This is a genomic window from Microbulbifer aggregans (genome assembly GCF_020524005.1).
Lineage (GTDB): Bacteria > Pseudomonadota > Gammaproteobacteria > Pseudomonadales > Cellvibrionaceae > Microbulbifer > Microbulbifer aggregans_A.
In genome coordinates this window covers 692,203-710,573 of record NZ_JAIVKK010000001.1, presented here as the reverse complement: position 1 = coordinate 710,573, position 18,371 = coordinate 692,203, and the positions used below count along the sequence as shown (strand labels likewise).

Here is an 18,371-nt window from a genome sequence, read left to right as displayed (position 1 = left end):
GGTCGGAAGGCGGTGTCCGGGATCGGGCATCGCCATCATCGATGTGCGTGATGGCGATGGACCCCAAAGATAGGGTGGCGGTGTGCCTGGGCTTAGCCGTGGTGCTTTTTCACCACGTGCAAAACGCGCTCATATTCAAAATAGACGTAGAAGTCTGCGTATTCCCAGCGAGTGATCGCCGGCTCGCCGACCGGACCCTGGATGCTCAGGGGCTCGCCCAATTCAGCCGTTACAAATTCCTGTTTCTTGCCGCGGAGAATGTTGGCTTCGGCCACCAGGCCCTGACTGCCTACCGGCACTTCCACAGTATCGGCCTGGGCAGATAATACCGTTGAGAAGAGTGCGGCACCGAGCAGGGATGCCATACCAAGGCGGCTCAGCAGGGAAGAAGATTGGCGGTTTGAGAACATACTGTCTCTCCGATGTGATTATTCGAGTTGTCAGGCATTAAAGCAGATATTGTGCCCAAACACGCGGCATTCTTCACGTTTTATCTCCTGTCCGCCGGCAGACAAGCCCCGCAGGCCCCCGTGGGCGAATTGATCTGGCCCGGATATGCTAGGCTGATATTCGAACTCGACCCTTCAGGCAGTCACGGATGCGACTTCCACTTCAATTCTCTACCGCGGGATTGCTGGTAGGTACTATCTTCTTCGCGCTCTCGCTAACGCCTTCGCTCATCCCGCGCGAGGGTGTGGTGCAGGGGGCGATATCCGGCATTTCCATGGTCGCCGGCTATGGCGTTGGCGTGTTCGTCGCCTGGCTTTGGCACTTTATGGAGCTGCCGGCGGTCGGTGGCCGCACCCGGCAAGTACTGCGCTGGGTGGTCACCGCCTTGTGTGTGCTGCTGGCCGTGGGGTTCCTGTTGCAGGCAACCACCTGGCAAAACTCCGTGCGCGCACTGATGGGCCTGGAAGAAGTGCCCGGGGTGCGCCCGCTTACCGTCGCCCTCGTTGCTGCCCTGGTCTTCCTCGTCCTGGTATTGATCGCAAAGCTCTTCCGGCAGCTGTTTTATTTCCTTTCCGGCAAACTGGAGCGCCGGGTGCCACAGCGGATCGCCACGCTACTGGGCCTGGTCGCCGCGTTCTTCGTGTTTTACTCGGTGATCAGCGATGTGGTGGTGAGCACCGCGCTGCACAAGGTGGATGGTATCTACCAGCGGCTGGATGCGCGCATCGTTCCGGACATGAAGGCGCCGACCGGCGCCAACCAAGCGGGAGGTCCGGATTCACTGGTGCGCTGGAAAGATATGGGGCACCAGGGGCGGCGTTACCTGGCGCTCGGGCCAAAGGAAAAGGACATTGCCGAAGTTACCGGCCGCGCCAAGGACCCGATCCGCGTCTACGTTGGTCTTAACGCCGCAGATACACCAGAGGCGCGGGCGAAGCTGGCACTGGATGAGCTCAAGCGGGTAGGGGGCTTTGATCGCGCGAACCTGATCCTCATTACCCCCACCGGCACCGGCTGGGTCGATCCGGGGGCGATCAATTCCATCGAGTACCTGCTGCGCGGCGATATCGCCAGCGTCGCCGCCCAGTATTCCTATCTCCCCAGCCCCATCGCGCTGATGACGGAAGATGCCTATGGTCGCGAGACTGCGCAGGCGTTGTTTCAGGCCGTTTATGGCTACTGGAAAGCAATGCCCAGGCAGTCCCGGCCGAAGCTGTACCTGTTCGGGCTGAGCCTCGGCGCGCTCAATTCCGACCGCTCCTTTGATTTCTACGACATCATCGATGACCCCTTTCACGGCGCCCTCTGGACCGGCCCCCCGTTCCGCTCCGATACTTGGCGCATGGTCACCGCCCATCGTGATGAAGGGTCCCCTGCGTGGCTGCCAAGTTTCCGCGGTGGCTCGGTGGTGCGCTTCGGCAACCATTTCGGCGGCTACGAGAAGGGCGAGCAGCCCTGGGGCGATTTCCGCATCGCCTACCTGCAACACGGCAGTGACCCCATCGTCTTTTTTGACCCCGCGGCCGCCTGGCGCAAGCCGGCATGGATGGATAAGCCCCGCGCGCGGGATGTGTCACCGGACCTGAAGTGGTACCCGATCGTGACCATGCTGCAGCTGGGGATGGATATGCACGCCGGGATTGCGCCCATGGGGTATGGCCACAGCTATGCGCCGGAAGACTATGTGCACGCCTGGTATCAGCTCACCGAGCCGCAAGGGTGGGATGAGGCGAGCCTGAAGCTACTAAAAGAAAAACTGCGCACATGGAATCCTCGCTGAAATATGCGGTCACAGTTGTCAGACAACTCCGGGTAGTGTGCGTAAATGCTTGGATTTCTTGGCGTTTTTCCGCTTAAATCAGCCACATGATAAAACCAGTTCCCCTCTATATCGGCCTCCGCTACGTGGCCGCCCGCCGCCGGCAGCAGTTCATTTCCTTTATTAACGGATTCTCCCTGTTGGGGATGGCGCTGGGTGTGTTTGCACTGATCGTGGTCACTTCCGTTATGAACGGTTTTGATCGCGAGCTGAAAACCCGAATCCTTGCGGTCGTACCCCACGGCTTTGTGGAGCACAAAGAGGGTCTGGAAGACTGGCAGGATGCCGCCAGCCAGTTGCGTAACCAGCCGCACGTGGTGGCCGCGAGCCCGTTTGTGCGTGGGTTTGCGCTGCTCGGCGCCAACAACCAGTCCCAGGGCGTGGAGTTCCAGGGCATTGATCCGCAGGCCCTGCGGGATGTGTCCGCAGTTGGTGAGAACATGCTGATGGGCAGCATGGATACGCTGCAGCCGCGCAGTTACGAGATTGTCCTCGGGCGTATTCTTGCCCGCCAGCTGGGTGTTATTCCCGGCGACAGCGTCATCCTCACCTTGCCGGAAGTCGTGATTACCCCGGCCGGTATTTTTCCCCGCACCAAGCGCTTTACCGTTGCCGGCGTATTTTCGGTGGGTGCCCAGGTCGACCAGAACATGGCCCTGATGCATATCGAAGACGCGTCGCGGCTGTTGCGTATGCGCGGCAAAGTGCAGGGCCTGCAGCTCAAATTCGACGATATGAACAACGCCCTTGGCCGTGTAGAAAGCTACGCCGCCGCACTGGGTGAAGGGTTCGAAGGTGAAGACTGGAGTCTTTCCCAGGGCAGCCTGTTCCAGGCGGTGAAAATGGAAAAAACCGTGGTCACCCTGATGCTGATGATCATCGTCGCCGTGGCGGCGTTCAATATTGTATCGGCGCTGGTGCTGATGGTGGCGGACAAACGCTCGGATATCGCCGTGTTGCGTACCCTCGGCCTCACCTCGCGCCAGATCATGGCGGTGTTTGTGGTGCAGGGCAGTGCGATTGGCATCATTGGTGCTTTTGTTGGCGCGGCGCTCGGTACCCTGATCGCCCTCAACCTGACCGACCTGGTGTCCTGGGTGGAAAACTTCCTGGGCGCGAAGATCTTCGATCCCCGGGTATTTTTCGTGAGCTTCCTGCCGTCGGAATTCCGTGCCGGTGACGCCGTCATGGTACTGAGTGCCGCGGTGATCATGAGCCTGCTGGCAACACTGTTCCCGGCGTGGCGCGCGGCCCAGATCGAACCGGCAGAAGCGCTGCGCTACGAATAACCCAATTACTGCTGTAGGAGCCTGCTTGCAGGCGAACCTCCCGGTGTCTCGGGAAATCGCCTGCAAGCAGGCTCCTACACAAAGACAAACAGAACACAGACGGACCAGATGAACAGCCAAGTAGAAATCAAACCGGAAGAGGCGCATATGCAGCCGTCCGCAGAAATTGTGTTGGCCTGTCACCAGCTCAGCAAAACCTACAAGCAGGGCAATAACGAGCTGCACGTATTGCGCGGCGTCGAGCTGCAGGTGCCGAAAGGCGAGCGCCTGGCGATTGTCGGCGCGTCCGGATCTGGTAAATCCACACTGCTGAACCTGCTGGGTGGCCTGGATACGCCGAGCACCGGTGAGGTCTGGGTAGCGGGGCAGAACCTGGCCACGCTCAACGCCAACGAGCGCGGCTGGCTGCGTAATTCAAGCCTCGGTTTCGTGTACCAGTTTCACCACCTGCTGAATGAATTTACCGCGCTGGAAAACGTGGCCATGCCGTTGCTGATCGGCAAGCAATCCGTGAGCGAGGCCCGCGCGGCCGCGCAGGAAATGCTCGAGGCCGTCGGCCTTGGACAACGCTTGGATCACAAGCCGGCGCAGCTGTCCGGCGGTGAGCGCCAGCGTGTCGCCATTGCCCGTGCGCTGGTGGCGAAGCCGGCCTGCGTACTGATGGATGAACCCACCGGCAACCTTGACCGCAACACCGCGCACGAGATCCACAAACTGATGGATCGCCTGAACCGGGAAACCGGGATCAGCTTCATCATCGTCACCCACGATCCGGAACTGGCCGGCGCACTCGATCGCTGCCTGCACCTGGAAGACGGTCAGCTGGTGGAAGGCTGGCAGCAGGGTGAACATGTTTAAGCCATTACCCGCATTTGTCGGCCTGCGCTACGCAGGCGCCCAGCGCAGCGGGCAGGATTCCGCCGGGCTGGTGTCGTTTATTTCCGGCCTGTCGATGATCGGTCTGATTCTCGGTGTGGCGCTGATGATCGTGGTGATGTCGGTAATGAACGGCTTCGACCGCGAACTGCGCGAGCGCATTCTCGGCATCATGCCCCACGCCACCGTCTACAACGCCAGCGTGGATATCGACTGGCAGAAGATCCGCGATGAAGTGGACGCATTTCCGGGCGTGACCGCTGCCGCCGAGGTGTGGCAGGTCAACGGCCTGGCGCGCAATGGCCTCGAAGTAACCCCGCTGCTGGTGCAGGGGGTAAACCCTGAAACCATCGTCAATGTGTCGACCATCGGCCAGTTCCTGAAACCGGACAGCTTCAGTGCAATGACCGCAGACCCGCTGCAGCCGGGCATCATTCTCGGCCAGGGCATTGCCGACAAGCTTGAGATTTCTTTGGGTGAGCATTTGTCCGTGGTAGTGCCGCAAAGTGCCAACTCGGAAAACGGCGGCCGCGCCGCGGCACAGCTGGCGGGCTTCAAGGTGGTGGATATTTTCCATTCCGGTACCGCGCTGGATCATTCGCTGGCACTGGTGGACTGGGCCCAGGCAAAAGAGCTGGCCGGTGGCGCCGGCGGTGCCGGGGTGCAGATGCGCGTGGAAGATATGCTGCGCTCGTTCGTGGTGTTCCAGCAGCTGCTGCGCCAGTTGCCCGCCGAGGGTTACTACGGCAACGACTGGACCGGCACCCATGGCAACCTGTACCAGGCCATCCAGATGTCCCGCAACCTGGTCGGCCTGCTGGTATTCCTGATTATCGCGATCGCCGCGTTCAATGTGGTGTCCACCCTGGTGATGGTGGTGATCGACAAGCACGGCGACATCGCCATCCTGCGTACCATGGGCGCGAGCACGCGGGAAATCCTGCTGACGTTTGTCAGCCAGGGGGCGCTGGTGGGATTGATCGGTGTGCTCGTGGGCGGTGCCCTGGGCGTGCTCGGTTCGCTGGTCGTTACCGATCTGGTGTCCGGGCTGGAGAGCCTGTTCGGCATCCAGTTCCTGAAATCGGATGTGTATCCGGTGGACTACCTGCCGTCAGAGTTGCAGTGGGGGGATGTAGCCCTGGTGGTGGGCGCCGGCTTCCTGCTCAGCCTGATCGCAACCCTGTATCCAGCACTACAAGCCAGCCGCGTACAGCCAGCCGCAGCCCTGCGCCACGACTATTAATCTCCCGCCGTCATGCCGGACCTGATCCGGCATCCAGTGCGGGGGTTAGGATTACTTCTGAGCTGGATCCCGGATCAAGTCCGGGATGACACACACAAATACCGTCATGCCGGACCCGATCCGGCATCCAGTGCGGGGGTTTGGACTACTTCTGAGCTGGATCCCGGATCAAGTCCGGGATGACACACACAAATACCGTCATGCCGGACCCGATCCGGCATCCAGTGCGGGGGTTTGGACTACTTCTGAGCTGGGTCCCGGATCAAGTCCGGGATGACACACACAAATACCGTCATGCCGGACTCGGTCCGGCATCCAGTGCGGGGGTTTGGACTACTTCTGAGCTGGGTCCCGGATCAAGTCCGGGATGACACACACAAATACCGTCATGCCGGACCCGATCCGGCATCCAGTGCGGGGTTCTGGATTACTTCTGAGCTGGATCCCGGATCAAGTCCGGGATGACACACACACACACAAATACCGTCATGCCGGACCTGATCCGGCATCCAGTGCGGGGGTCAGGATTACTTCTGAGCTGGATCCCGGATCAAGTCCGGGATGAGGAGAAAAGGGTGGCAGGAAAGGAAAAGAAAAGAGGGCGGACTTAACTGCCCTGTTTCAGCTGCGCCTTACGCAACTCCAATCGCGCCTTCCAGCGCTTCACCACATGCCACCGCCATACCGCCTGCATCACAAAGTAGGCGACGGTGGCAAAAAACAGCCCGCAAATCAGCGACCCGGAAAACAGCGGCAGCCAGATGCGGCCCACTTCTTCCGTCAGCCATTCCCACGACAGCTCAATCTTGAAGTCCAGCGGCGGTGTGCCCAGCAGCCAGGCGCCGAGCTTGTAGGTGCTGTAAAAAATCGCCGGCATGGTTACCGGGTTGCTGATCCATACCAGAATCATCGACAGCGGCAGGTTGCAGCGGAACCACAATGCCAACAGGGCGGCAATCAACATCTGCCCGGGCAGTGGCAGGAAACTGGTAAAAATGCCGACCGCAAACGCCACCGAAACCGAGTGGCGGTTCAGATGAAACAGGTTCGGGTCGTGAAGCAGGTTACCCAGAAACTTCAAGCCATTATTAGCGCGTACTTGCTCGGGGGTTGGCAACCAGCGCCTGATAACACTTTTGGGCATGATTCTAGTCTGCTCGATCCTAGGTTGCCTTTCGGGAAATTCAGAAGCCCGTATCACGTAAGGGGTGGTTCTCCGCGGGCTGTTATTACGCAATATTCCAACCCTAAAAGGATAGGGTGAACACGTGTAAGTGAGGCCCGGAGTTGGGCGGCGGCTATTATGCCCATATCGCCTTTTCAAGACTACCATTCACAGGCCGTTCCTATTAGCACGATTGTGCTTCTCTATTATTGTGGCGCATTGTGCCCTTTTTCGGAGGCAAGCCTTCGGTCCATCCCCGTTCTGGCACGATCTTCCTTTTTAAAGTCCATATGACCTCTTAGTCATGCGTTTACATGGTGAGATGTCGACAAAAGTAGGGTTGACGACGGAATAATGGGCGTTTAACCTGCCGCACACTACAAAACTGTCGACAATATAGTGGTGGTGCATTTGTGAGCGAAACCTTGGCGAGCAAAAACGAGGACGGGATGAGCGGGACCAGGAGTCTGGCCGACCGCCTGTTCCTCACCCTGCGCAGTGAGATTGTCGAAGGCCACATCGCCGCCGGCAGCAAGGTCAGTGAGCCGGAGCTCGCCCGTCGCTTTGACGCCAGCCGCAGCAGCCTGCGCGAAGCCCTGATGCGGCTCGAGTCCCTCGGCCTTTTAGAGCGCCGCGTTAATGTGGGCGCACGGGTGGTGGATCTCACCGAGCGCGGCCTGCTGGATCTCTACGATGTGCGCGAGGCACTGGAAGGCATGGCCTGCCGCCTGGCCGCGCAGAACCGCTCCGAGGAAGACCTGGTCGAACTGCGCCAGATGCTCAACCGCCACGAGCAGCAGGAAGAGCTGCAAAAGGGCACCGCGTATTTCCAGCCGGAAGGGGATTTCGACTTCCACTTCCGCATCGTGCAGGCCTCCAACAACGACCTGCTGATCGACACCCTCTGCAACAAACTCTATTACCGCGTGCGCATGTACCGCTACCAGCTGGGTATGGCGAGCCCGCGCGCGCATCGCGCCTTCCGCGAACACAGCCACATTATCGAAGCCATCGAGGCCGGCGACGGCGAGCTGGCCGAAATCCTGATGCGCCGCCATATCCGCGCGTCGCGCTCGAACATCGAAAAGAAATTATCCAAAACCAATTAATAGAAACTCATTGAGAGAAATTAACGAGAACCGAGGCCGTTTATGAGCAGAACAGAATCCGCCGGCGCACGCTTTCGCCAGGCCCTGAAAGATAACCAGCCACTGCAGGTAGTAGGTACCATCAACGCCTACACCGCGATCATGGCCGAGCGCATTGGTCACCAGGCGATTTACCTGTCCGGCGCCGGCGTGGCCAACGCCTCTTACGGCCTGCCGGACCTGGGCATGACCAGCCTCGAAAACGTGCTGGAAGACGTACGCCGCATCACCGCCGCGTCCAGCCTGCCGCTGCTGGTGGATATCGACACCGGTTGGGGTGGTGCTTTCAATATCGCGCGCACCATCAAAGAAATGATCCGCGCCGGCGCCGCTGCAGTACATATCGAAGACCAGGTTGCGCAGAAGCGCTGCGGCCACCGCCCGAACAAAGAGATCGTTTCCAAAGACGAAATGGTTGACCGCATCAAGGCCGCAGTAGACGTGCGCACCGATGACGACTTCTTCATCATGGCGCGTACCGATGCATTCGCACAGGAAGGCCTCGAAGCCGCCATCGAACGCGCCCAGGCGTGCATCGAAGCCGGCGCCGACGGCATCTTCGCCGAAGCCGTGACCGAACTGGAACACTACCGCGCGTTCAAAGACGCACTGAATGTGCCGATCCTCGCCAACATCACCGAGTTCGGCCAGACCAAGCTGTACAACAAGGCCGAACTGGCCGAGTCCGGTGCCGACATGGTCCTGTACCCGCTGTCCGCCTTCCGCGCCATGAACAAAGCCGCGGAAAACGTCTACAGCAGCATCCTGGCCAATGGCGACCAGCAGGCTGTGGTAGACACCATGCAGACCCGCGCGGAACTGTACGACTACCTGAACTACCACGAGTTTGAAGACAAGCTCGACGCGCTGTTTAAGAAGTAATTTGTGCCCACGCCGTCATCCCGGCGCAGGCCGGGATCCAGCCGGAGGTTGTCGAAAGGCACCGAACTGGATACCGGCATACGCCGGCATGACGGTAAAGAAGTCGTCATCCCGGACTTGATCCGGAATCCAGCCGGAGGTTGTCGAAAGGCATCGAACTGGATACCGGCATACGCCGGCATGACGGTAAAGAAGTCGTCATCCCGGACTTGATCCGGGATCCAGCCGGAGGCTGTCGAAAGGCACAGAACTGGATACCGGCATACGCCGGCATGACGGTAAAGAAGTCGTCATCCCGGACTTGATCCGGGATCCAGCCGGAGGTTGTCGAAAGGTACCGAGCTGGATACCGGCATACGCCGGCATGACGGTAAAGAAGTCGTCATCCCGGACTTGATCCGGGATCCAGCCGGAGGTTGTCGAAAGGCATCGAACTGGATACCGGCATACGCCGGCATGACGGTAAAGAAGTCGTCATCCCGGACTTGATCCGGGATCCAGCCGGAGGTTGTCGAAAGGCACCGAACTGGATACCGGCATACGCCGGTATGACGAAGTAGAATTTTCGTACCCAGCGTCATCCCAGCATGACGAAGTAAAAACTTAAATCGATAGGGGAAAATAGAGATGGCAGAGAAAAAAGTTGGCGGAGCAGGCCTGCGTGGCCAGGTAGCTGGTAAAACCGCACTTTCCACCGTAGGCGTATCCGGCTCCGGCCTGACCTACTGCGGCTACGACGTAAAAGACCTGGCAGAACACTGCGAGTTCGAAGAAGTCGCCTACCTGATTTTCAACGGCGAACTGCCCACGTCCGCACAACTGGCGGACTACAAAGGCATCCTCAAAACCATGCGCGGCCTGCCGCTGGCGCTGCGTGAAGTGCTCGAGCGCATCCCCGCCGACGCACACCCGATGGACGTCATGCGCACCGGCTGCTCCATGCTGGGCAACCTGGAAGGCGAAGAGTCCTTCGCCGAGCAACAGGACCGCGCCAACCGCCTGCTGGCCGCATTCCCGTCCATCATCTGTTACTGGTACCGCTACACCCACGACGGCGTGCGCATCGAAACCGAAACCGATGACGACTCCATCGGCGGCCACTTCCTGCACATGCTGCGCGGCGAAAAGCCGAACGACCTGCACGCACAGGTAATGAACGTCTCCCTGATCCTGTACGCAGAGCACGAGTTCAACGCCTCCACCTTCACCGCGCGCGTCTGTGCCTCCACCCTGTCTGACCTGTTCAGCTGCATCACCGGCGCCATCGGCTCCCTGCGCGGCCCGCTGCACGGCGGCGCCAACGAAGCGGCGATGGAACTCATCGAGCGTTTCTCTTCCGCCGACGAAGCAGAAAAAGAACTGATGGGCATGCTCGAGCGCAAAGAAAAGATCATGGGCTTCGGCCATGCGGTCTACACCGAATCCGACCCGCGCAACGCCATCATCAAGCAGTGGTCCGAGAAACTGGCTGCCGACGTTGGCGACGACGTGCTGTACCCGGTATCCGTACGCTGTGAAGAAGTCATGTGGCGGGAGAAGAAGCTGTTCTGTAACGCCGACTTCTTCCACGCATCCGCGTACCACTTCATGGGCATCCCCACCAAACTGTTTACGCCGATCTTCGTTATGTCCCGCGTAACCGGCTGGGCCGCCCACGTATTCGAACAGCGCGCCGACAACCGCATCATCCGCCCGAGTGCAGAATACACCGGTCCGGAACTGCGCAAAGTAACGCCGATCGCTGAAAGATAATCTCTACTTTTACCCCGTCATCCCGGACTTGATCCGGGATCCAGCTCCACCAAACCACCCGCGAGCACTGGATCCCGGCCTGCGCCGGGATGACGAGTGAAGAACATCAAGCACCAATCAACCCGAACGGGTGATATACGATGAACACCGAATTCCGCAAAAAACTCCCCGGCACCGACCTCGATTATTTCGACACCCGCGAGGCCGTCGAAAACATCCAGCCGGGTAGCTATGAAAAACTGCCGTATACCTCCCGTATCCTGGCAGAAAACCTCGTGCGCCGCTGCGAGCCAGAAATGCTCACCGACGCCCTCAAACAGCTCATCGAACGCAAGCGCGACCTCGACTTCCCCTGGTTCCCCGCGCGCGTCGTCTGCCACGATATTCTCGGCCAGACCGCACTGGTGGACCTCGCCGGCCTGCGCGACGCTATTGCCGAGAAGGGCGGTGACCCCGCCAAAGTAAACCCGGTGGTGCCCACCCAGCTGATCGTCGACCACTCCCTGGCCGTCGAACACCCCGGTTTTGAAAAAGACGCGTTCGAAAAGAACCGCGCCGTGGAAGAGCGCCGCAACGAAGACCGCTTCCACTTCATCAACTGGACCAAGACCGCGTTTGAAAACGTCGACGTGATCCCGCCCGGCAACGGCATCATGCACCAGATCAACCTGGAGAAAATGTCTCCGGTGGTGCAGCAAAAAGACGGCGTCGCCTTCCCGGATACCTGCGTCGGCACCGACAGCCACACCCCGATGGTGGATGCGCTCGGCGTCATTTCAGTAGGCGTGGGCGGCCTGGAAGCCGAAAGCGTCATGCTCGGCCGCGCCTCCTACATGCGCCTGCCCGACATCGTCGGCGTCGAGCTGACCGGCAAACTGCAGCCTGGCATCACCGGTACCGACATGGTGCTGGCCCTGACCGAATTCCTGCGCCGCGAGCGCGTAGTGGGTGCGTATCTCGAATTCTTCGGCGAAGGCGCCTCCAGCCTGAGCCTGGGCGACCGCGCCACCATCGCCAACATGACGCCCGAATACGGCGCTACCGCCGGCATGTTCGCCATCGACGAGCAGACCGTCGACTACCTGAAGCTCACCGGCCGCGACGACGAGCAGGTAGCCCTGGTAGAACAGTTCGCGAAAGAAACCGGCCTGTGGGCAGATAGCCTCAAGAATGCCGAATACGAGCGCGTACTCAAGTTCGATCTCTCTTCCGTAGGCCGCAACCTGGCCGGTCCGTCCAACCCGCATGCACTGCTGCCGGTCTCCGAACTGGCCAACCGCGGTATCGCGAAGGAATGGGAAGAGAAAGAAGGCGAGATGCCCGACGGCGCCGTGATCATCGCCGCGATCACCAGCTGCACCAACACCAGCAACCCGCGCAACATGATTGCCGCGGGCCTGATCGCGCGCAACGCCAACAAGCTCGGCCTGACCCGCAAGCCCTGGGTAAAAACCTCCCTGGCACCGGGTTCCAAAACCGTAAAAATGTACCTGGAAGAAGCCAACCTGCTGCCGGAACTGCAGCAACAGGGCTTCGACGTGGTCGCCTTTGCCTGCACCACCTGTAACGGCATGAGCGGCGCGCTGGACCCGAAAATCCAGAAAGAAGTCATCGACCGCGACCTGTACGCCACTGCGGTACTCTCCGGCAACCGCAACTTCGATGGCCGTATCCACCCCTACGCCAAGCAGGCCTTCCTGGCTTCGCCGCCCCTGGTAGTGGCCTACGCCATCGCCGGCACCATCCGCTTCGATATCGAAAAAGATGTACTGGGCCACGACAAAGACGGCAACCCGGTGACCCTGAAAGATATCTGGCCGAGCGACGAAGAGATCGACGCGATCGTCAAACAGAGCGTGAAGCCCGAGCAGTTCCGCGAGGTCTACATCCCGATGTTTGACCTGAACAAGGCCGAAGCAGAGAAGGGCGAGCCGCTGTACCACTGGCGCCCGCAGAGCACCTACATCCGTCGCCCCCCGTACTGGGAGGGTGCGCTGGCAGGTGAGCGCAGCCTGAAAGGCATGCGCCCGCTGGCGGTGCTGGGTGACAACATCACCACCGACCACCTGTCGCCGTCCAACGCGATCCTCGCCAGCAGTGCCGCCGGTGAATACCTGGCGAAAATGGGCCTGCCGGAGGAGGACTTCAACTCCTACGCCACCCACCGCGGCGACCACCTCACCGCCCAGCGCGCCACCTTCGCCAACCCGAAACTGTTGAACGAAATGGTGCGTGACGACAACGGTGCCGTGAAGCAGGGTTCTCTCGCGCGTATCGAGCCGGAAGGCAAGGTAACCCGCATGTGGGAAGCCATCGAAACCTACATGGACCGCAAGCAGCCGCTGATCATCATCGCCGGCGCCGACTACGGCCAGGGCTCCTCCCGCGACTGGGCCGCCAAAGGCGTGCGCCTCGCCGGTGTGGAAGCGATTGTGGCGGAAGGCTTCGAGCGCATTCACCGCACCAACCTGATCGGCATGGGCGTGCTGCCGCTGGAATTCCAGCCGGGCACCACCCGCGAGACCCTGGGTATCGACGGTACCGAAACCTTCGACGTACTCGGCGACCGCACCCCGGGCGCAACCCTGACCCTACTGGTCCACCGCAAAGACGGTGAGACCGTAGAAGTCCCGGTGAAATGCCGCCTGGATACCGCCGAAGAAGTCTCCATCTACGACGCCGGCGGTGTACTGCAACGCTTCGCCAACGACTTCCTCGAAGCCGAAGGCCAAGTGTAATTAAGCACCGTCATCCCGGACTTGATCCGGGATCCAGAAAAAACCTCGTCATCCCGAATTCGATCCGGGATCCAGCCAAACCCTCGTCATGCCGGACTTGATCCGGCATCCAGGGCCACTGGGTCCCGGATCAAGTCCGGGACGACAACAGTGTGAGAAACCCCATGACTCATGCCCCCCAAATCTCTCCACCACAAATCCGTGTCCCCGCCACCTACATGCGCGGCGGCACCAGCAAAGGCGTCTTCTTCCGCCTCCAAGACCTCCCGCAATCCGCCCAGGTCCCAGGCCAAGCAAGAGACAACCTGCTACTACGCGTAATCGGCAGCCCCGATCCCTACGGCAAGCAGACCGACGGCATGGGCGGAGCCACCTCCAGCACCAGCAAAACCGTCATCCTGTCAAAGAGCGAGCAGCCGGAGCACGACGTGGATTACCTGTTCGGCCAGGTCTCCATCGACAAGCCGTTCGTGGACTGGTCCGGCAACTGCGGCAACCTTACCGCCGCCGTGGGTGCCTTCGCCATCAACAGCGGCTTTGTGGATGCGGCGCGCGTTCCGGAGAACGGCATCTGCACCGTGCGCATCTGGCAGGCCAACATCAAGAAAACCATCATCGCCCACGTACCCATCACCAGCGGGGAAGTGCAGGAGACCGGTGATTTCGAACTGGACGGCGTCACCTTCCCGGCAGCGGAAGTGCAGATCGAATTCATGGACCCGGCGGATGGGGAAGGGGCAATGTTCCCCACCGGCAACCTGGTGGACGACCTGGAAGTGCCGGGTGTCGGCACGTTAAAGGCCACCATGATCAACGCCGGCATCCCCACCATCTTCGTCAACGCGGCGGATATCGGTTACACCGGCACCGAACTGCAGGAAGCCATCAACGGTGACGACAAGGCGCTGGCCATGTTCGAGACTATTCGTGCATATGGCGCAAAGGCCATGGGCCTGATCGAAAACGTGGAAGAGGCAGCCGCTCGCCAGCATACCCCCAAGGTCGCGTTCGTCGCGGCACCCAGTGGCTATGCGGCATCCAGTGGCAAGCAAGTGGCCGCGGGTGATATCGATCTGCTGGTGCGCGCGCTTTCCATGGGCAAACTGCACCACGCCATGATGGGTACCGCCGCAGTGGCCATCGGCACCGCAGCGGCTATTCCCGGTACCCTGGTCAATCTGGCCGCTGGGGGAGGGGAGCGTAATGCGGTGACCTTTGGCCATCCGTCTGGCACCTTGCGGGTGGGTGCGAAAGCGGAAGTTGCCAACGGGCAGTGGACTGCTACCAAGGCCATTATGAGCCGCAGTGCGCGGATTTTGATGGAGGGTTGGGTGCGGGTGCCTGGTGGTTCTTTTTAGCCTGCCGTGCAGAGGGAGTCGCGAATAGCGGTAAGCCTGATTTATTTGATCTCGGAAGTCCAAAAAGCGAGCCTCAATTGAGGCTCGCTTTATTATGCGAATGATTTCTTGCCTAAATTCCAGGCAATTACGATGTATTTGTCCAGCAGCTCTCGTCAGCAAAGTGATCGGTATGAGACTAAGTCATTGACTTTAAAGTGAGTGTTAATATGCTCATGAGAGTGCAGTTAAAACAGCAAGTGCCGACACTTTACGTTTTAATGTCGAAATAGTGGCTTGATGATATTCAATCCTATTGAAAGCTTCGGTTTTCGCTAATTTCGGTAAGGGGCGTGTTAGGTGCACAGCTAGTTGCTGAAAGGATTGACGCGTTTTAGAAATAAATAGTTTTGTGAGAACTCTTTTGAGGATGCGAAGTTGCTACAAAGTATAAAAATTGAAAGATTCAAAAATATAGATGAAATTGAAATCCCTTTGGGAGGTATTAATCTTCTAATTGGTTCAAATAATGCTGGAAAGAGTAGTATTCAACAAGCTATACAGTTTTCAGTTTCCATTGCGCAAACGGCCGCCCAGCAAAATGCGCGATGGAATAACGATAGGTGTCCATCATCGCTTTCTAGTGAGTCATTAATATATTCACCTCTTAGAGATATTGAAGCGCTTGCCCCTGCAGGTAAGTTGCAAACTGCATTGGAGCACGCAATAAAAGTAACCTTTAATGATGAGAGTAGCTCGACCATTACAATTAGAAAAGGGCGAAATAAAAATGTTACAACGGCAATCGAAGGTAAAATTTTAGGCGAAAGACTTCAAAGTATAGAAAATCCATTTTCAATAATTGTTCCCGGATTGGCAGGAATTCCTTCGGCAGAGGAATACAAGCCGCCATCTGTAGTTCGAAAAGCTGCGGCGAAGGGTGACTCAAATTCTGTATTCCGAAATATTTTATTGCTACTTTCATTGGATGACGCATCATGGAAAAGTTTCAAGGAGAAATTTGATTCCGTTTTTCCTGATTACGAAATCACTGTTGCGTTTGATCCTAATGTAGATGAGCATATTGACGCTCGAGTGGTTAATAATGATATATCTCTTCCAATAGATTCCTGCGGAACAGGAATTTTGCAAGCTATACAGATACTAGCTTATTACTATCTATATAAGCCTAGTTTGCTCATACTGGATGAGCCGGACTCTCATTTACATCCAAATAATCAGCGAATATTGGCCAAGCTTTTAAGTGAGCTGCACGACGAAACTGGATGCCAAATTATAATATCCACCCATTCGCGTCACTTCTTTGAATCGCTAAAGGATGTATCTCAGGTTCACTGGATTAATAACTGTAGCTTGGTGGAAGAGTCAGAAGATCTTGAGCGAAGCATTCTCCTGGAAATTGGGGCGCTCGATAAAGGCGATCAGCTAAGGAATGGAGAGGTTCCATGTATCCTTTTAACAGAGGACACAGACGTTGATTATATTAATATTCTCGTGGAAGCATCTGGCTTCGTGCCTGAAGACTATCAAATATGGTCTTATAATGGTTGCTCAAATATAGCTATAGCGCAGGCATTGAATTCGTTCATTACGGAACATGCGCCAGGAACGTCAGTCGTTGTTCACAGAGATAGGGATTACATGACAGATGGCGAAGTCGCTGGTTACAAAGAGAAACTTGAAGCTGTCGGGATTAAGGTATTTATAACATCGGGAAATGATGCTGAGAGTCATTTTGTGAATGAGAATCATGTGGCCGAGCTTTACCCGGCAATTGCCACTGCTAGGGTTGGGGAATTAATCGATGAGTGCATTTTAGAGCGTAGAAACAGAATTTTAGAAAAATATATCAATACAATTCATAACCGTCGCCTTCAGGAGTCATATAGAGGTGGTGAAAAGCCCAATGCGGGTGCCATATCTATCGAGTGCACTTCCAATTTGGATCAAGATCGCAGGCGATATATGCATGGGAAAGTTGTGGAGGGTGCTCTAAGAGGTAAGCTCCAACAAGAGCTTGGCGGAAATGTAGATCTTTGTAAGATTACGTCCCACCTTGAGAGTCCAGACCTAAGTGCTTTTGCGGCTGAAATATGGCCGGAAGAGTATGCATGAGAACATAAAAAGGACACCCACAAATACAAATAAATGGGGTCACCCATTAGCCGGATCCCGTCAACAGGGCGAAGGGCTCTCTAGGTTATCGCCCATCACTTGGCAACCGTGTCCGTCCATGCACCTGAAATTTCTATTAGATAAGCTGCTTCAGAGGAAGCGCTTCAGTCACCCACCTGGATCTAGGCATTTAGAGGCGCTGCACACTCAGGTGTAGTACCTCGCCGTTGCACTCTGTGCACCAGAAAATCATCAGTTCCTGCTACCGTCTTTATGGAATTACAGAGTCTTGGCCTCGCGGACCAACCCTAGTATGGCTTGGCACCAGGGCACTTCTTGACAGCAATTGCTGTTAGGGGCCCCTGTCGCGATATTCAGAGTAACTGGCTCATTGTCCTACCCCAATTCGATCTGCGACAGGAGCACAAATCACGCGAAAGCGCGCTTCACATCGAAAACTGTATTCTGTTTCAGCATGTGATATACCGCTCTCGCTAGCTTGTTGGCTACCGACTTCTTAGCAACCAAGATGTGGGCCCTGGATGCCTTGCGTTGGTAGTATTTTTTAATTTCTGGGCTCCAGATTGCGCTGAGGTGGGCCGCCTCCATGAAGGCCCAGGCAAGCCAAGGGTTGCCGTTCTTTCTATTGCCGGAGCCTTTGATTTTACCATTGCTAATCTTTTTATTGGGTACGCAACGAACATACGACGAGTAATTCCTTACGTCAGGGAATCGGTCCATAACTGCCAGACTCCAGCGCAATCATCTGAGATAGTATCTGACCGACACCCGGTATGCTTTGCAATAACTTATTTTCCGTGGTGTTGACGCTATATCCGGACACTCGCTGTTCGAGTAGTTTGACGGATTTAATTATCGCTTCGATTTGCATCAAATTAATCATGGCCGAGTCTCTGACGACCTGCTCGGCCATCAGTTCTTCAATAGCCTTCTGGTCTATCCTTTTCAGCTGATTGGCACTCAATCGCGCCCCGGTATGACGGGCGATCATTCCCTGAAGATTCAGATTAAGCATGGTGCGCTGTTTGATCAGCAGGGAACGCTTTCTCAGTAAGTCCCTGATGTTCCGCTGCTCCCTGGGCATAATATGGCCTACGGGCAATATGTCTAACCTGAGAAGGTTTGCCAGAAAGCGAGCATCGGATTTATCGTCTGTGTGCTTGATTCCGCTGTATTGCTGAATTGCCGCGGTGTTAGCCAGCTTCACGTGGAATCCCGCATCTTCTAGGCCATCTACGAGCCAGTACGAGTTGTAAGTAGACTCAACAACAACAGTCTGAATATCCTCTGAGAAGGGCGCTAATTGCCCGTTAATCACAGAAATATCATTTGCGCATTTTTTGCTCAGAATTGGTTTGTCTTGTTCATCAATAACTACAACTACAGAATTATTGGAGTGTAAATCGATTCCGCAATATAGTTTCATCGTTCGGCTCCCCTGTGAGTGATAGGTCAAGTGTGGGAACTCAAGGTTGGCACTTACGGTGGGAGCCGGCTAGATGATTATCAGAGTAC

Annotated in this window: 14 protein-coding genes; 10 read left to right on the top strand and 4 right to left on the bottom strand. The window is 57.2% G+C overall.

The window, feature by feature from the left end:
* Nucleotides 1-92: 92 nt before the first annotated feature.
* Entirely contained in the window at nt 93-410 is a 318-nt protein-coding gene (locus tag LC093_RS03020) for a hypothetical protein (protein ID WP_226661862.1), read from the bottom strand.
* Nucleotides 411-598: 188 nt separating this feature from the next.
* Here LC093_RS03020 and LC093_RS03015 point away from each other — a divergent pair, with 188 nt between their 5' ends.
* The 4 genes from LC093_RS03015 (at nt 599) to LC093_RS03000 (ending at nt 5,677) form a co-directional block, all read left to right on the top strand.
* A complete protein-coding gene (locus LC093_RS03015; protein ID WP_226661858.1) occupies nt 599-2,230 on the top strand; it encodes an alpha/beta hydrolase in 1,632 nt (543 codons plus the stop codon).
* Nucleotides 2,231-2,316: 86 nt separating this feature from the next.
* Complete coding sequence (locus LC093_RS03010; RefSeq protein ID WP_226661856.1) at nt 2,317-3,558, top strand: lipoprotein-releasing ABC transporter permease subunit; 1,242 nt, start codon at nt 2,317-2,319, stop codon at nt 3,556-3,558.
* 108 nt (nt 3,559-3,666) lie between these two features.
* Nucleotides 3,667-4,416 carry a lipoprotein-releasing ABC transporter ATP-binding protein LolD gene (lolD, locus tag LC093_RS03005; RefSeq protein WP_226661852.1) on the top strand — a complete coding sequence of 250 codons (750 nt, stop codon included), beginning with the start codon at nt 3,667-3,669 and terminating at the stop codon, nt 4,414-4,416.
* Nucleotides 4,409-5,677, top strand: coding sequence for a lipoprotein-releasing ABC transporter permease subunit (locus tag LC093_RS03000; RefSeq protein ID WP_226661850.1), 1,269 nt, complete (start codon nt 4,409-4,411; stop codon nt 5,675-5,677). Before lolD ends, LC093_RS03000 begins: the two co-directional genes overlap by 8 nt.
* 607 nt (nt 5,678-6,284) lie before the next feature.
* Here the strand turns inward: LC093_RS03000 and LC093_RS02995 are convergent.
* Nucleotides 6,285-6,821, bottom strand: a complete 537-nt coding sequence (locus LC093_RS02995) for a DUF2062 domain-containing protein (RefSeq protein ID WP_226661847.1) — start codon at nt 6,819-6,821, stop codon at nt 6,285-6,287.
* A 470-nt stretch (nt 6,822-7,291) separates the two neighbouring features.
* Between LC093_RS02995 and LC093_RS02990 the strand changes: the two genes are divergently transcribed.
* The 6 genes from LC093_RS02990 (at nt 7,292) to LC093_RS02965 (ending at nt 16,835) form a co-directional block, all read left to right on the top strand.
* Nucleotides 7,292-7,951 (top strand): GntR family transcriptional regulator, encoded by a 660-nt coding sequence (locus LC093_RS02990; protein WP_226661844.1) that lies wholly within the window; start codon nt 7,292-7,294, stop codon nt 7,949-7,951.
* Nucleotides 7,952-7,993: 42 nt separating this feature from the next.
* Nucleotides 7,994-8,872: a methylisocitrate lyase gene (gene prpB, locus LC093_RS02985; protein WP_226661843.1), complete on the top strand. Its 879-nt coding sequence runs from the start codon at nt 7,994-7,996 to the stop codon at nt 8,870-8,872.
* Between the two features lie 627 nt (nt 8,873-9,499).
* Complete coding sequence (gene prpC / locus LC093_RS02980; protein ID WP_226661840.1) at nt 9,500-10,624, top strand: 2-methylcitrate synthase; 1,125 nt, start codon at nt 9,500-9,502, stop codon at nt 10,622-10,624.
* Between the two features lie 140 nt (nt 10,625-10,764).
* Nucleotides 10,765-13,362 (top strand): Fe/S-dependent 2-methylisocitrate dehydratase AcnD, encoded by a 2,598-nt coding sequence (acnD, locus tag LC093_RS02975; protein ID WP_226661839.1) that lies wholly within the window; start codon nt 10,765-10,767, stop codon nt 13,360-13,362.
* 164 nt (nt 13,363-13,526) lie between these two features.
* Nucleotides 13,527-14,720, top strand: a complete 1,194-nt coding sequence (gene prpF, locus LC093_RS02970) for a 2-methylaconitate cis-trans isomerase PrpF (protein WP_226661835.1) — start codon at nt 13,527-13,529, stop codon at nt 14,718-14,720.
* 417 nt (nt 14,721-15,137) lie between these two features.
* Entirely contained in the window at nt 15,138-16,835 is a 1,698-nt protein-coding gene (locus LC093_RS02965) for an ATP-dependent nuclease (protein WP_226661832.1), read from the top strand.
* A gap of 429 nt (nt 16,836-17,264) precedes the next feature.
* On the opposite strand, the gene LC093_RS20505 is transcribed toward LC093_RS02965, so the two are convergent.
* Both LC093_RS20505 and LC093_RS02955 read right to left on the bottom strand, forming a co-directional pair.
* Complete coding sequence (locus tag LC093_RS20505) at nt 17,265-17,576, bottom strand: transposase (protein ID WP_226661830.1); 312 nt, start codon at nt 17,574-17,576, stop codon at nt 17,265-17,267.
* Complete coding sequence (locus LC093_RS02955; RefSeq protein ID WP_226661828.1) at nt 17,560-18,282, bottom strand: IS110 family transposase; 723 nt, start codon at nt 18,280-18,282, stop codon at nt 17,560-17,562. The genes LC093_RS20505 and LC093_RS02955 overlap by 17 nt, the downstream gene beginning before the upstream one ends.
* Between the last annotated feature and the right edge of the window lie 89 nt (nt 18,283-18,371).